At 64.9% G+C, this 14174-nt stretch carries 14 protein-coding genes; all 14 read left to right on the top strand.

What is annotated here, in order from left to right:
- Positions 1-21 precede the first annotated feature (21 nt).
- The 14 genes from ccoN (F3J45_RS17965) (at position 22) to hemN (ending at position 14115) form a co-directional block, all read left to right on the top strand.
- Positions 22-1446, top strand: a complete 1425-nt coding sequence (gene ccoN / locus F3J45_RS17965) for a cytochrome-c oxidase, cbb3-type subunit I (protein ID WP_167065569.1) — start codon at positions 22-24, stop codon at positions 1444-1446.
- Between the two features lie 13 nt (positions 1447-1459).
- Complete coding sequence (gene ccoO / locus F3J45_RS17960; RefSeq protein WP_054884101.1) at positions 1460-2068, top strand: cytochrome-c oxidase, cbb3-type subunit II; 609 nt, start codon at positions 1460-1462, stop codon at positions 2066-2068.
- 11 nt (positions 2069-2079) lie between these two features.
- Complete coding sequence (locus F3J45_RS17955; RefSeq protein ID WP_205299867.1) at positions 2080-2280, top strand: CcoQ/FixQ family Cbb3-type cytochrome c oxidase assembly chaperone; 201 nt, start codon at positions 2080-2082, stop codon at positions 2278-2280.
- Positions 2277-3218 carry a cytochrome-c oxidase, cbb3-type subunit III gene (gene ccoP / locus F3J45_RS17950; RefSeq protein ID WP_167065563.1) on the top strand — a complete coding sequence of 314 codons (942 nt, stop codon included), beginning with the start codon at positions 2277-2279 and terminating at the stop codon, positions 3216-3218. The genes F3J45_RS17955 and ccoP (F3J45_RS17950) overlap by 4 nt, the downstream gene beginning before the upstream one ends.
- Before the next feature lie 411 nt (positions 3219-3629).
- Positions 3630-5072, top strand: a complete 1443-nt coding sequence (ccoN, locus tag F3J45_RS17945; RefSeq protein ID WP_167065560.1) for a cytochrome-c oxidase, cbb3-type subunit I — start codon at positions 3630-3632, stop codon at positions 5070-5072.
- Entirely contained in the window at positions 5072-5680 is a 609-nt protein-coding gene (gene ccoO / locus F3J45_RS17940) for a cytochrome-c oxidase, cbb3-type subunit II (RefSeq protein WP_012315407.1), read from the top strand. Before ccoN (F3J45_RS17945) ends, ccoO (F3J45_RS17940) begins: the two co-directional genes overlap by 1 nt.
- Positions 5681-5685: 5 nt before the next feature.
- Positions 5686-5877, top strand: coding sequence for a cbb3-type cytochrome c oxidase subunit 3 (locus F3J45_RS17935; protein ID WP_167065557.1), 192 nt, complete (start codon positions 5686-5688; stop codon positions 5875-5877).
- Positions 5874-6845 carry a cytochrome-c oxidase, cbb3-type subunit III gene (gene ccoP / locus F3J45_RS17930; RefSeq protein WP_167065554.1) on the top strand — a complete coding sequence of 324 codons (972 nt, stop codon included), beginning with the start codon at positions 5874-5876 and terminating at the stop codon, positions 6843-6845. Before F3J45_RS17935 ends, ccoP (F3J45_RS17930) begins: the two co-directional genes overlap by 4 nt.
- 269 nt (positions 6846-7114) lie before the next feature.
- On the top strand, positions 7115-8530 hold the full coding sequence (ccoG, locus tag F3J45_RS17925; RefSeq protein WP_167065551.1) for a cytochrome c oxidase accessory protein CcoG: 1416 nt from the start codon (positions 7115-7117) through the stop codon (positions 8528-8530).
- A gap of 15 nt (positions 8531-8545) precedes the next feature.
- Positions 8546-9073, top strand: a complete 528-nt coding sequence (locus F3J45_RS17920; protein ID WP_167065548.1) for a FixH family protein — start codon at positions 8546-8548, stop codon at positions 9071-9073.
- A gap of 166 nt (positions 9074-9239) precedes the next feature.
- Entirely contained in the window at positions 9240-11714 is a 2475-nt protein-coding gene (locus F3J45_RS17915) for a heavy metal translocating P-type ATPase (RefSeq protein ID WP_167065545.1), read from the top strand.
- Positions 11693-11905 carry a cbb3-type cytochrome oxidase assembly protein CcoS gene (gene ccoS / locus F3J45_RS17910; RefSeq protein ID WP_167065542.1) on the top strand — a complete coding sequence of 71 codons (213 nt, stop codon included), beginning with the start codon at positions 11693-11695 and terminating at the stop codon, positions 11903-11905. Before F3J45_RS17915 ends, ccoS begins: the two co-directional genes overlap by 22 nt.
- Positions 11898-12581: a sulfite exporter TauE/SafE family protein gene (locus F3J45_RS17905; protein WP_167065539.1), complete on the top strand. Its 684-nt coding sequence runs from the start codon at positions 11898-11900 to the stop codon at positions 12579-12581. Before ccoS ends, F3J45_RS17905 begins: the two co-directional genes overlap by 8 nt.
- Before the next feature lie 151 nt (positions 12582-12732).
- Positions 12733-14115, top strand: a complete 1383-nt coding sequence (gene hemN, locus F3J45_RS17900) for an oxygen-independent coproporphyrinogen III oxidase (RefSeq protein WP_167065536.1) — start codon at positions 12733-12735, stop codon at positions 14113-14115.
- Positions 14116-14174 lie beyond the last annotated feature (59 nt).

The following is a 14174-nucleotide window of genomic DNA, read 5'->3' as shown; positions in this document are numbered from 1 at the left end:
ACCGTGGATGGGAACCCATACATGAACACAACCAGCAGTACCGCCTATAACTACAAGGTGGTCCGCCAATTCGCCATCATGACGGTGGTGTGGGGAATCGTCGGGATGGGGCTCGGCGTCTTCATCGCCGCCCAGCTTGCCTGGCCGTCCCTCAACTTCGACCTCCCCTGGACCAGCTTCGGCCGCCTGCGCCCCCTGCATACCAATGCGGTGATCTTCGCCTTCGGCGGCTGTGCGCTGTTCGCCACGTCCTATTATTCGGTGCAACGCACCTGCCAGACCACCCTCTTCGCGCCGCGCCTGGCCGCCTTCACCTTCTGGGGCTGGCAACTGGTGATCGTGCTGGCGGCCATCACGCTGCCGCTGGGCTACACCAGCTCCAAGGAATACGCCGAGCTGGAATGGCCGATCGACATTCTGATCACCATCGTCTGGGTGGGCTACGCCATCGTGTTCTTCGGCACACTGATGAAACGCACCACCAAGCATATCTACGTGGGCAACTGGTTCTTCGGCGCCTTCATCCTCACCGTGGCGCTGCTGCACATCGTCAACAACCTGGAACTGCCGGTCAGCCTGACCAAGTCGTACTCGGTGTACGCCGGGGCCACCGACGCCATGGTGCAATGGTGGTACGGCCACAACGCGGTGGGCTTCTTCCTCACCGCAGGCTTCCTGGGAATGATGTACTACTACGTGCCCAAGCAGGCCGAACGCCCGGTGTATTCCTATCGCCTGTCGATCGTGCACTTCTGGGCGCTGATTACCCTGTACATCTGGGCCGGCCCGCACCACCTGCACTACACCGCCCTGCCCGACTGGGCGCAATCGCTGGGCATGGTGATGTCGCTGATCCTGCTGGCGCCAAGCTGGGGCGGCATGATCAACGGCATGATGACCCTCTCCGGTGCCTGGCACAAACTGCGCAGCGACCCGATCCTGCGGTTCCTGGTGGTTTCCCTGGCGTTCTACGGCATGTCCACCTTCGAAGGCCCGATGATGGCCATCAAGACGGTCAATGCCTTGTCCCACTACACCGACTGGACCATCGGCCACGTGCACGCCGGGGCCCTGGGCTGGGTGGCGATGATTTCCATCGGCGCGCTGTACCACACCATTCCCAAGGTGTTCGGCAAGCAGCAGATGCACAGCCTGGGCCTGATCAACGCGCACTTCTGGCTGGCGACCATCGGCACCGTGCTGTACATCGCCTCGATGTGGGTCAACGGCATCGCCCAGGGCCTGATGTGGCGCGCGGTGAACAGCGACGGCACGCTGACCTACTCGTTCGTGGAAACCCTGGTGGCCAGCCACCCAGGCTTCATCGTGCGCTTCATCGGCGGCGCGATCTTCCTCAGCGGCATGTTCCTGATGGCCTGGAACACCTGGCGCACCGTCCGTTCGCCGGCGCTCGACAGCGCCCCTGCGAACGCCCAGCTGGCTTGAGGAGACTTGCCTGATGAAACATGAAGTCATCGAGAAAAACGTAGGCCTGCTGGCCCTGCTGATGGTGTTTGCCGTGAGCATCGGCGGCCTGACCCAGATCGTCCCGCTGTTCTTCCAGGACGTGACCAACAAGCCGGTCGAAGGCATGAAACCCTACACCGCGCTGCAGCTCGAAGGCCGCGACATCTACATTCGCGAGGGCTGCGTGGGCTGCCACTCGCAGATGATTCGCCCGTTCCGCGCCGAAACCGAGCGCTACGGCCACTACTCGGTGGCCGGTGAAAGCGTGTGGGACCACCCGTTCCTGTGGGGCTCCAAGCGCACCGGCCCAGACCTGGCCCGGGTCGGTGGGCGCTACTCCGACGATTGGCACCGCGCGCACTTGTACAACCCGCGCAACGTGGTGCCGGAGTCGAAGATGCCGTCCTACCCATGGCTGGTCGCCGAGAAAGTCGACAACAGCCACACCGACACCAAGATGCGCACCCTGCGCACCCTCGGCGTGCCCTACACCGACGAAGACATCGCCGGTGCCCGCGATGCGGTCAAGGGCAAGACCGAGATGGACGCGCTGGTGGCCTACCTGCAGGTGCTCGGCACCGCCATCAAGAACAAGAGGTAACCGCCATGGAACTGGATATCGGCATGATCCGCGGCCTGGGCACCCTGGTGGTGATGGTCGCCTTCATCGGCCTCTCGCTGTGGGTGTTCAACCGCCGCCGCGACCATGATTTCGCCGAAGCGCGCCTGCTGCCCTTCGTCGACGACCGCCTGCCCCCTGCCGGGCAGGAACCTGCTGCCATGACTGCGGCTGTGAGGAGCGAAGCGCAATGACCACCTTCTGGAGTACCTACATCAGCGTACTGACCCTCGGCAGCCTGATCGGCCTGGCCTGGCTGCTGTTGTCGACCCGCAAGGGCCAGAGCAACAGCACCACCGACCAGACCATGGGGCACAGCTTCGATGGCATCGAGGAGTACGACAACCCGCTGCCCAAGTGGTGGTTCTGGCTGTTCGTCGGCACCTTGGTGTTCGGCGCTGGCTACCTGGTGCTGTACCCGGGCCTGGGCAACTGGAAGGGCATCCTGCCCGGTTACGAGAACGGCTGGACCGGCGCCAACGAGTGGCAGAAGGAAATGCAAAAGGCCGACGCCAAGTTCGGCCCGATCTTCGCCAAGTACGCTGCCATGCCCGTGGAGGAAGTGGCCAAGGACCCGGCAGCGCTGAAGATGGGGGGCCGCCTGTTCGCCTCCAACTGCGCGGTGTGCCACGGCTCCGATGCCAAGGGCGCCTATGGTTTTCCCAACCTGACCGACAGTGACTGGCGCTGGGGCGGCGAGCCGGAAACCATCAAGGCGTCGATCATGAACGGGCGCCATGGGGTGATGCCGGGTTGGGCCGAGGTGATTGGTGAACAGGGCGTGGCGGATGTGGCCGCGTTCGTGCTGACCAATCTCGATGGGCGCAGCCTGCCCGATGGCGCCAAGGCCGACCCAGCGAAGGGCAAGGAACTGTTCGCCAGCAACTGCGTGGCTTGCCACGGGCCTGAAGGCAAGGGCACCCCGGCCATGGGCGCGCCGAACCTGACCCATCCGCAGGCGTTCATCTATGGGTCGAGCTTTGCCCAGTTGCAGCAGACCATTCGCTATGGGCGCCAGGGTCAGATGCCGGCCCAGGCGGAGATCCAGGGCAATGACAAGGTGCATCTGCTGGCGGCTTATGTGTATAGCCTGTCGCAGGGTGGGGCCGCGGAAGCGGTGAGCGCCCAGTGAGTTCGCCGGGAGAAATTCGGCGCCTGTGACACCCAGCGCCGCCCGCGCGGCGCATCGCGAGCTCTGCTCGCTCCTACGCATGTTTGCGATGTAGGAGCGAGCAAAGCTCGCGAAGCGCCGCACAGGCGGCGCTCGATCTCAAACCCACCACACCTCCAAAGCCATTCCCTACACCCCTCCCCCGCAGTACCCCCTCCCTTGCAGCCCCCTCGAACGGAACTAAGCTTCATGCCACAGTGGCAATCGCTGCACATGCACCGATTCAGCCCCGGCGCGCAGCCTGTCGCCGGCCAAAAAAAGCTTGACCGATCGATCAGAAAAAGGCGAAAAACGGTACACATTACAAATATTTATTTGTGTACAATCGACGGCACTCAATCAACAAGAACACCAAAACCGTGGAACCTTAGCATGAGCACAGCAATCAGTCCGACTGCTTATAACTACAAGGTCGTCCGCCAGTTCGCCATCATGACGGTGGTCTGGGGGATCCTTGGCATGGGCCTCGGCGTCTTCATCGCCTCGCAGCTGGTGTGGCCGCAACTGAACCTGGACCTGCCCTGGACCAGCTTCGGCCGCCTGCGCCCCCTGCACACCAACCTGGTGATCTTCGCCTTCGGTGGCTGTGCGCTGTTCGGCACCAGCTACTACGTGGTGCAGCGCACCTGCCAGACCCGGCTGATCTCCGACAGCATGGCCGCCTTCACCTTCTGGGGTTGGCAGGCCGTGATCGTCGGTGCGCTGATCACCTTGCCGATGGGCTACACCACCACCAAGGAATACGCCGAGCTGGAATGGCCGCTGGCGATCCTCCTGGCCATCGTCTGGGTAACCTACGGGCTGGTGTTCTTCGGCACCATCGTCAAGCGCAAGACCAAGCACATCTATGTCGGCAACTGGTTCTACGGCGCGTTCATCGTGGTCACCGCGATGCTGCACATCGTCAACCACATCTCGCTGCCGGTGAGCCTGTTCAAGTCGTACTCGGCCTACGCCGGCGCCACCGACGCGATGATCCAGTGGTGGTACGGGCACAACGCCGTGGGCTTCTTCCTGACCACCGGCTTCCTGGGGATGATGTACTACTTCGTGCCCAAGCAGGCCGAACGGCCGATCTACTCCTATCGCCTGTCGATCGTGCACTTCTGGGCGCTGATTACCCTGTACATCTGGGCCGGCCCGCATCACCTGCACTACACCGCCCTGCCGGACTGGGCGCAGTCGTTGGGCATGGTGATGTCGATCATCCTCCTGGCACCGAGCTGGGGCGGCATGATCAACGGCATGATGACCCTCTCCGGTGCCTGGCACAAACTGCGCACCGACCCGATCCTGCGCTTTTTGGTGGTGTCCCTGGCGTTCTACGGCATGTCCACCTTCGAAGGCCCGATGATGGCCATCAAGACCGTGAACTCGCTGTCGCACTACACCGACTGGACCATCGGCCACGTGCATGCCGGTGCCCTGGGCTGGGTGGCGATGATCTCCATCGGCGCGGTCTACCACATGATTCCGAAACTCTACGGCCGCGAGCAGATGCACAGCATCGGCCTGATCAACGCGCACTTCTGGCTGGCGACCATCGGCACCGTGCTGTACATCGCCTCGATGTGGGTCAACGGCATCACCCAAGGCCTGATGTGGCGCGCCATCAACGATGACGGCACGCTCACCTACTCCTTCGTCGAAGCCCTGCAGGCCAGCCACCCTGGCTATATCGTTCGCGCCCTGGGCGGCACGTTCTTCGCCTCCGGCATGTTGCTGATGGCCTACAACGTATTGCGTACCGTACGTGCCGCCAACCCGGAACAGGCTGAGGAAGCCGCCAAGATCGTCGTCGTGGGAGCGCACTGATGAAGCATGAAGCCGTCGAGAAGAACATAGGCCTGCTGGCCTTCTTCATGGTCATCGCCGTGAGCGTCGGTGGCCTGACCCAGATCGTCCCGCTGTTTTTCCAGGACGTCACCAACAAACCCGTCGAAGGCATGAAGCCGCGCACCGCGCTGGAAGTCGAAGGCCGCGACATCTATATCCGCGAAGGCTGCGTGGGCTGCCACTCGCAGATGATTCGCCCGTTCCGCGCCGAAACCGAGCGCTACGGCCACTACTCGGTGGCCGGTGAAAGCGTGTGGGACCACCCGTTCCTGTGGGGTTCCAAGCGCACCGGCCCGGACCTTGCCCGGGTCGGTGGGCGCTACTCCGATGACTGGCACCGCGCGCACCTGTACAACCCGCGCAACGTGGTGCCGGAGTCGAAGATGCCGGCTTACCCATGGCTGGTCGAGAACACCCTCGATGGCAAGGACACCGCGAAGAAACTGGAAGTGCTGCGGACCCTGGGCACGCCGTACACCGACGCCGATATCGCCGGCGCCCGTGACGCGGTCAAGGGCAAGACCGAAATGGACGCCCTGGTCGCGTACCTGCAAGGCCTTGGCACCATCATCAAAAGCAAACGGTGACGCTGATGGATATCGGGATGATTCGCGGCCTGGGCACCGTCGTGGTGATGGTGGCCTTCGTGGGCCTGGCGCTGTGGGTGTTCAGCCCGCGGCGCAAGAAGGACTTCGACGAAGCGACCCAACTGCCCTTCGCGGATGATCCCGGGGCCAGCAGGCACGTCGAGCAAGCAAAAGCTTCTGGGAGCAAACAACAATGACAACCTTCTGGAGTCTGTACGTTACCGTCCTGACCCTGGGCACCATCTTCTCGTTGACCTGGCTGCTGCTGTCGACCCGCAAGGGCCAGCGCGAAGAGGCCACCGACGAAACCGTCGGGCATGCCTTCGACGGCATCGAGGAGTACGACAACCCACTGCCCAAATGGTGGTTCTGGCTGTTCGTCGGCACCATCGTCTTCGCCCTGGGCTACCTGGTGCTGTACCCGGGCCTGGGCAACTGGAAAGGCATCCTGCCGGGCTATTCGTACCTGGATAACGACAAGCAGACCGAGTTCTCCAACGGCGAGCCAGGCTGGACCGGCGTGCACGAGTGGGAAAAGGAGATGGCCAAGGCCAATGCGCGCTTCGGGCCGATCTTCGCCAAGTTCGCGGCAATGCCCATCGAAGAAGTCGCCAAGGACCCGCAGGCACTGAAAATGGGGGCACGGCTGTTCGCCTCGAACTGCTCGGTGTGCCACGGTTCCGACGCCAAGGGTGCCTATGGTTTCCCCAACCTCACCGACAACGACTGGCGTTGGGGGGGCGAGCCGGAAACCATCAAGACCACCATCATGGGTGGCCGCCACGGCGTGATGCCGGCCTGGGGCGAGGTGCTGGGTGAACAGGGCGTGGCCGACGTGGCCGCGTTCGTGACCAGCAAGCTCGATGGCCGCAGCGTGCCAGAGGGCAGCAAGGCCGATGCCGAGAATGGCCAGAAGCTGTTCGCCGCCAACTGCGTGGCCTGCCACGGGCCTGAGGGCAAGGGCACACCGGCCATGGGCGCGCCGAACCTGACCCATCCGCAGGCGTTCATCTATGGGTCGAGCTTTGCCCAGTTGCAGCAGACCATTCGCTATGGCCGCCAGGGGCAGATGCCGGCGCAGGAGCAGCTGCAGGGTAACGACAAGGTGCACTTGCTGGCGGCTTATGTGTATAGCCTGTCGCATCAGCCGGAGCCTGCCGAGTAAGGCAGGCCTGGCCCTTTCGCGGGGCAAGCCCGCTCCTACAGAAGCGGGCTTGCCCTGCGAAAGGGCCGGCAAATGCAGCACAAGCTGACCTGGATCAATTGACACCCGCCATAACACGATTCATACCACGAACCCAACGCGACTAAAGGTCGCAGTGCGGCCCCAGGTCGCCATCACCGGCGTATCATGGATCGCAGCAGCCAGACTGCGCACGACCACGGCCGGCACGCACTGGCCGCGGCATTTCACCACTGCCGTGGGAATTGATGATGAGCAAGCACATTCCGGTACATGACGTGACCCCGCCTGCCAGCAAAGGGAAGGATTCCGTCGACCTCTACGCCTCCCGCGAGAAAATCTACACCCGCGCCTTCACCGGGCTGTTCCGCCGCCTGCGCATGGTCGGTGGGGCGGTGTTGTTCCTGCTCTACTTCGGCACCGTGTGGCTGAACTGGGGCGGCCACCAGGCGGTGTGGTGGAACCTGCCCGAGCGCAAGTTCTACATTTTCGGCGCCACCATCTGGCCCCAGGACTTCATCCTGCTGTCGGGCATCCTGATCGTCGCCGCCTTCGGCCTGTTCTTCATCACCGTGTTCGCTGGCCGCGTGTGGTGCGGCTACACCTGCCCGCAAAGCGTGTGGACGTGGATTTTCATGTGGTGCGAAAAGGTCACCGAGGGCGACCGCAACCAGCGCATGAAGCTTGACCGGGCGCCGATGAGCGGCAACAAGTTCCTGCGCAAGTTCGCCAAGCACAGCCTGTGGTTGCTGATCGGCTTCGTCACCGGCATGACCTTTGTTGGCTACTTCTCGCCGATCCGCGAGCTGCTGGGCGACTTCTTCACAGGCCAGGCCGATGGCTGGGCCTACTTCTGGGTGGGTTTCTTCACCCTGGCCACCTACGGCAATGCCGGCTGGCTGCGCGAACAGGTGTGCGTGTACATGTGCCCCTACGCACGCTTCCAGAGCGTGATGTTCGACAAAGACACCCTGATCGTCTCCTACGACCCGCGCCGCGGCGAAACCCGCGGCCCACGCAAGAAAGACATCGACTACAAGGCCAAGGGCCTGGGCGACTGCATCGACTGCACGATGTGCGTGCAAGTGTGCCCCACCGGCATCGACATCCGTGATGGCCTGCAGATCGAGTGCATCGGCTGCGCGGCCTGCATCGACGCTTGCGACAGCATCATGGACAAGATGAACTACCCCAAGGGCCTTATCAGCTACACCACCGAGCACAACCTGTCGGGGCAGAAAACCCACATGCTGCGCCCACGCCTGATCGGCTACGCGGTGGTGCTGCTGGTGATGATCGGCGCCCTGGCCACCGCCTTCGCCACCCGCTCGCTGGTCGGCTTCGACGTCAGCAAGGACCGCGTGCTGTACCGCGAGAACGCCCAGGGGCGAATCGAGAACGTGTACAGCCTGAAGGTCATGAACAAGGACCAACGCGACCACGTCTATGTGCTGGACGCCGCCGGCCTGCCCGACCTCAAGCTCGAAGGCCAGCGCGAGATCCGCGTGGCGGCCGGCGACATCGTCAGCCTGCCGGTGCAGTTGTCGGTGGCGCCGGAAAAACTGCCCTCGACCACCAACGAAATCACCTTCATCCTCAAAAGCGCCGACGACAGCGCTGCCGAGGTTGAAGCCAAGAGCCGATTCATCGGCCCACAGATCCGCTGAGAGAGAACCACGACAATGGCTACCGCCACCGCCACCAGCCCCTGGTACAAGCACCGCTGGCCCTGGATCATCATCGGCATGCTCGCCACCTCCGTGGGCCTGAGCCTGAGCATGGTCAGCATCGCCGTGCGCAACCCGGACAACCTGGTGAACGACAACTACTACGAGGCCGGCAAGGGTATCAACCGCTCGCTGGACCGCGAGATGCTGGCCCAGACCCTCAATCTCAAGGCCAGTGTGCACCTGGATGAACTGACCGGCGAAGTGGACCTGCGCCTGACCGGCAACAGCGACCCGAAAAGCCTGGAGCTGAACCTGATCTCGCCAACCCAGCCGGGCAAGGACCGCAAGGTGCTGCTGAGCCGGGTGGACGCGGGGCGTTACGTGGGGCAGCTGGACGACAAGGTCGATGGCCGGCGCTTCGTCGAGCTGCTGGGTAGCCAGGGTGAGCAGGTGTGGCGGTTGTTCGAGGAGGAGAAGGTCGAACATGGCGTGACCTTGCAGCTAGGCGATGAAGCTATCCAGGGTGCCGAGCACCACTGACAACAGCACCACAACACCCTGTAGGAGCGGGCTTGCCCCGCGAAAGGGCCTGCCCCGTGAAAGGGCCTGCCCCGTGAACATCGGTTTGCAGGCCCTGCCCTTTCGCGGGGCAAGCCCGCTCCTACAATGAGAATGCATTCCAGCCAGGCCTTTTGTAGTTCAGCTCATGACCCAACCCACCCCCTGCTACCACTGCGCCCTGCCCGTTCCCGCCGGCAGCCGCTTCACCGCCGTGGTCCTAGGCGAACCGCGGCAGTTCTGCTGCCCCGGCTGCCAGGCAGTGGCCGAGTCCATCGTCGCCGGGGGCCTGGCGCACTACTACCAGCACCGCAGCGACAGCAGCGCCAACCCCGAAGCGCTGCCCAGGCAGCTGCAGGACGAACTGGCCCTGTACGACCGCTGCGACGTGCAACAAAGCTTCGTGCGCCATGCCGGCAACCTCGCAGAGGCCACCCTGCTGGTCGAAGGCATCAGCTGCGCCGCCTGTGGCTGGCTGATCGAGAAACACCTGCGCAACGTGCCAGGTGTGGCCGAAGCACGCCTGAACCTGTCCAACCACCGCCTGCAACTGAACTGGGACGACCAGCAGCAACCCTTGTCGCACCTGCTGGCCGAGCTGCGCCAGATCGGCTACGCCGCCCACCCCTACCAGCCCGACCAGGCCGCCGAGCAGCTGGCCCGCGACAACCGCAGCGCCCTTCGCCGCCTGGGCGTGGCCGGGCTGCTGTGGTTCCAGGCAATGATGGCGACCATGGCCACCTGGCCGGAATTCAACATCGACCTGTCGGCCGAAATGCACACCATCCTGCGCTGGGTGGCGCTGTTTCTGACCATCCCTATCGTGTTCTACAGCTGCGCGCCGTTCTTCAAGGGCGCCGCCCGCGACCTGCGTACCCGCCACCTGACCATGGACGTGTCGGTGTCACTGGCCATCGGCCTGGCCTTCGGCGCCGGGATATGGACTGCCGTCACCGGCAGTGGCGAGCTGTACTTCGACACCGTGGGCATGTTCGCCCTGTTCCTGCTCACCGGCCGCTACCTGGAGCGCCGCGCCCGCGAGCGCACGGCAGCGGCCACCGCGCAACTGGTGAACCTGCTGCCGGCTTCGTGCCTGCGCCTGGATGCCCGGGGCCACGCCGAGCGCATCCTGCTGGGCGAGCTGCAGTGCGGCGACACCGTGCAGGTGCTGCCCGGCGCGGTGATCCCCGCCGACGGGCGCATCGTCGAGGGCCGCTCCAGTGTCGACGAGTCATTGTTGACCGGTGAATACCTGCCGCAGCCACGCCGGGTGGGCGAACGGGTCACCGGCGGCACGTTGAACGTCGATAGCACGCTGCATGTGGAAGTCGAGGCGCTGGGCCACGACTCGCGCCTGTCGGCCATCGTCCGCCTGTTGGAACGTGCGCAAACCGAGAAGCCGCGCCTGGCAGAGATCGCCGACCGCGCCTCGCAGTATTTCCTGCTGGTGTCGCTGCTGGCCGCCATCGCCATTGGCCTATGGTGGTGGCACCTGGACCCATCCCGGGCGTTCTGGATCGTCCTGGCCATGCTGGTGGCCACCTGCCCGTGCGCGCTGTCGCTGGCGACCCCCACCGCGCTGACCGCCGCCACCGGCACCCTGCACAAGCTCGGCCTGCTGGTGACCCGCGGGCATGTGCTGGAAGGCCTGAACCAGATCGACACGGTGATTTTCGATAAAACCGGCACCCTCACCGAAGGCCGCCTGGCCCTGCGCAGCATTCGCCCGCTCGGCAGCCTGCCCGCCGACCGCTGCCTGGCCCTGGCAGCGGCGCTTGAAAACCGCTCCGAACACCCCATCGCCCGCGCCTTTGGCCGCAGCGCGGCGCCGGCCGACGCGGTGCAAAGCGTGCCCGGGCTGGGCCTTGAAGGGCAGCTTGACGGCCAGCGCCTGCGCATCGGCCAGGCCACCTTCGTCTGCGCCCTGAGTGGCGCTGAAATCCCCAGCGTGCCAGAGCCGCGCGGCCAGTGGCTGCTGCTGGGTGACCGCCAGGGCCCGCTGGCCTGGTTCGGCCTGGACGACCGCCTGCGCGACGACGCCCCGGCCCTGCTCGCCGCCTGCAAGGCACGCGGCTGGCGTACCTTGCTGCTGTCGGGCGACAGCTCGCCGATGGTGGCCGAGGTGGCCGCGCAGCTGGGCATCGACCAGGCCATCGGCGGCCTGCGCCCGGACGACAAGCTCGACCGGCTCAAGGCGCTGCAGGCGGCCGGGCGCAAGGTGCTGATGCTGGGCGACGGGGTCAACGACGTGCCCGTGCTGGCGGCCGCCGACATCAGCATCGCCATGGGCAGCGCCACGGACCTGGCAAAAACCAGCGCCGATGCGGTGCTGTTGTCCAACCGCCTGCAGGCGCTGGTGCAAGCCTTCGAGCTGGCCCGCCGCACCCGCCGCAACATCCTTGAGAACCTGCTGTGGGCGACCTTGTATAATGGCCTGATGTTGCCGTTCGCCGCGCTCGGCTGGATCACCCCGGTGTGGGCGGCCATCGGCATGTCGGTCAGCTCGCTGATCGTGGTGCTCAATGCCCTGCGCCTCACCCGCCTGCCCAGGGCCTCGGCCCTGCCCGCGCACGCTGCAGCGCCCTACCCAAGGAAGTCGCCATGCCCGCCCTCTATGTCATGATTCCGGCCGCGCTGCTGCTTGTCGGGGTAGCCGTGTACATCTTCTTCTGGGCGGTGGACAGCGGCCAGTACGACGACCTGGAGGGCCCGGCCCACAGCATCCTGTTCGACGACCAGGACCCGCGCCACCAGGCGGCGGTGCACCCAGACGAACACGCCGCCGATGACCAGGAGCCGCCACCCCGTGCCTGAGCTGCTTCCCCTGCTGGGTTCGGCACTGGTGCTCGGCCTGCTTGGCGGCGGCCATTGCCTGGGCATGTGCGGCGGCCTGATGGGTGCACTGACCCTGGCCATTCCCCCCGAACAACGTGGCCGGCGCCTGCGCCTGCTGCTGGCCTACAACCTGGGGCGCATTCTCAGCTATGCCAGTGCTGGCTTGCTGCTGGGCCTGGCCGGCTGGGCCGTGGCCAGCAGCCCCGCTGCACTGGGCTTGCGGGTGGTGGCGGCGTTGCTGCTGATTTGCATGGGCTTGTACCTGGCAGGCTGGTGGAGTGGGCTGACCCGCGTCGAGGCGCTGGGCAGGGGCTTGTGGCGGCATATCCAGCCGCTGGCCTCGCGGTTGATGCCGGTATCGAGCGTGCCCCGGGCGCTGTTGCTCGGCGCCCTGTGGGGGTGGTTGCCCTGTGGGTTGGTGTACAGCACCTTGCTGTGGGCAGCGAGCCAGGGCAATGCCGGGTACAGCGCCGCGCTGATGCTGGCGTTCGGGCTGGGGACCTGGCCGGTGCTGCTGGCTACGGGGCTGGCGGCAGAGCGGGTCAATGCGCTGCTGCGACGGCGTAGCGTGCGCGTGGCGGGTGGGATGCTGGTGATCCTGTTTGGCATCTGGACCTTGCCTGGGCCGCACCAGCATTGGTTGATGGGGCATTGAGGGGGCGCTTTGGCCCATTCGCTGTAGGAGCGGGCTTGCCCCGCGAATGGGCTGCACAGCAGCCCCCACTTGCCTTGATACAAATCAACACAGTTTCTTACAGACAACCCTAGACTCCGGATCACTGCTGCATAATCCGGGGACTGCCCACATGCTCGACGACCTGCGTTGGGATGCCGACCTGATCCGCCGTTACGATCTGGCCGGCCCGCGCTACACCTCCTACCCGACGGCCGTGCAACTGCACAGCGAGGTAGGCTCGTTCGACCTGCTCCACGCCCTGCGTGAGAGCCGCCGGGCCGTGCGCCCGCTGTCGCTGTACCTGCACGTGCCGTTCTGCGCGAACATCTGCTACTACTGCGCCTGCAACAAGGTCATCACCAAAGACCGTGCCCGTGCGGCGCCCTACCTGCAGCGCCTGGAGCAGGAGATCCAGCTGGTTGCCTGCCACCTGGACCCCAAGCAGCGCGTGGAACAGCTGCATTTCGGCGGCGGCACCCCGACCTTCCTCAGCCACGTGGAACTGCGCCAGTTGATGGCCACCCTGCGCCAGCATTTCAACCTGGTGGATGACGATTCCGGCGACTACGGCATCGAGATCGACCCGCGCGAAGCCGACTGGTCGACCATGGGCCTGCTCCGCGAACTGGGCTTCAACCGCGTCAGCCTCGGCGTGCAGGACCTGGACCCGGCCGTGCAACGGGCGGTCAACCGCCTGCAAAGCCTGGAGCAGACTCGCACCCTGATCGACGCCGCCCGTACCCTGCAGTTTCGCTCGATCAACCTCGACCTGATCTACGGCCTGCCCAAGCAGACCCCGGAAGGTTTCGCCCGTACCGTCGAGGAAGTGATCCGCCTGCAGCCCGAGCGCCTGTCGGTGTTCAACTACGCCCACCTGCCCGAGCGCTTCATGCCCCAGCGGCGCATCGACAGCAATGACCTGCCGGCCCCGGCGGCCAAGCTGCAGATGCTGCACAACACCATCGAACAGCTCACCGCCGCCGGCTACCGCTACATCGGCATGGACCATTTCGCCCTGCCAGATGACGAGCTGGCCATCGCCCAGGAAGAAGGCACCCTGCAGCGCAACTTTCAGGGCTACACCACCCACGGCCACTGCGACCTGATCGGCCTGGGGGTGTCGGCGATCAGCCAGATCGGCGACCTCTACTGCCAGAACAGCAGCGACCTGAACACCTACCAGGACGCCCTGTCCAACGCCCAGCTGGCCACCCAGCGCGGCTTGATCTGCAACCACGACGACCGCCTGCGCCGCGCGGTGATCCAGCAACTGATCTGCCACTTCGAGCTTGACTTCGAACAGATCGAAAGCGCCTTCACCATCGACTTTCGTGGCTACTTCAAGGCGCTGTGGCCAGAGCTGCAGGCCATGCAACGTGATGGCCTGATCAGCCTCGACAACCAGGGCATCCGCATCCTGCCGGCCGGCCGCCTGCTGGCACGCTCGGTGTGCATGGTGTTCGATGCCTACCTGGCGCAGCACAACCGCCAGCGCTTTTCACGGGTAATCTGACCGCCAAGCCAGTGTCCACATGGACAATGCCCCCGACCAGGCACACTATGGGCTGTAAG

It is taken from the genome of Pantoea sp. Ap-967, assembly GCF_011752565.1.
GTDB lineage: Bacteria > Pseudomonadota > Gammaproteobacteria > Pseudomonadales > Pseudomonadaceae > Aquipseudomonas.
Note: the sequence above shows the minus strand (reverse complement) of the source record. Positions and strands in the feature narration are given on the sequence as shown.

Excerpts from the sequence above, each read along its gene's own strand:
- F3J45_RS17935 (WP_167065557.1), top strand. The coding sequence starts at position 5,686 with ATGGATATCGGGATGATTCGCGGCCTGGGCACCGTCGTGGTGATGGTG.
- ccoS (WP_167065542.1), top strand. The coding sequence starts at position 11,693 with ATGCCCGCCCTCTATGTCATGATTCCGGCCGCGCTGCTGCTTGTCGGG.
- F3J45_RS17920 (WP_167065548.1), top strand. The coding sequence starts at position 8,546 with ATGGCTACCGCCACCGCCACCAGCCCCTGGTACAAGCACCGCTGGCCC.
- hemN (WP_167065536.1), top strand. The coding sequence starts at position 12,733 with ATGCTCGACGACCTGCGTTGGGATGCCGACCTGATCCGCCGTTACGAT.
- ccoO (WP_012315407.1), top strand. The coding sequence starts at position 5,072 with ATGAAGCATGAAGCCGTCGAGAAGAACATAGGCCTGCTGGCCTTCTTC.
- F3J45_RS17915 (WP_167065545.1), top strand. The coding sequence starts at position 9,240 with ATGACCCAACCCACCCCCTGCTACCACTGCGCCCTGCCCGTTCCCGCC.
- ccoG (WP_167065551.1), top strand. The coding sequence starts at position 7,115 with ATGAGCAAGCACATTCCGGTACATGACGTGACCCCGCCTGCCAGCAAA.
- ccoN (WP_167065569.1), top strand. The coding sequence starts at position 22 with ATGAACACAACCAGCAGTACCGCCTATAACTACAAGGTGGTCCGCCAA.
- ccoP (WP_167065554.1), top strand. The coding sequence starts at position 5,874 with ATGACAACCTTCTGGAGTCTGTACGTTACCGTCCTGACCCTGGGCACC.
- ccoO (WP_054884101.1), top strand. The coding sequence starts at position 1,460 with ATGAAACATGAAGTCATCGAGAAAAACGTAGGCCTGCTGGCCCTGCTG.
- ccoN (WP_167065560.1), top strand. The coding sequence starts at position 3,630 with ATGAGCACAGCAATCAGTCCGACTGCTTATAACTACAAGGTCGTCCGC.
- ccoP (WP_167065563.1), top strand. The coding sequence starts at position 2,277 with ATGACCACCTTCTGGAGTACCTACATCAGCGTACTGACCCTCGGCAGC.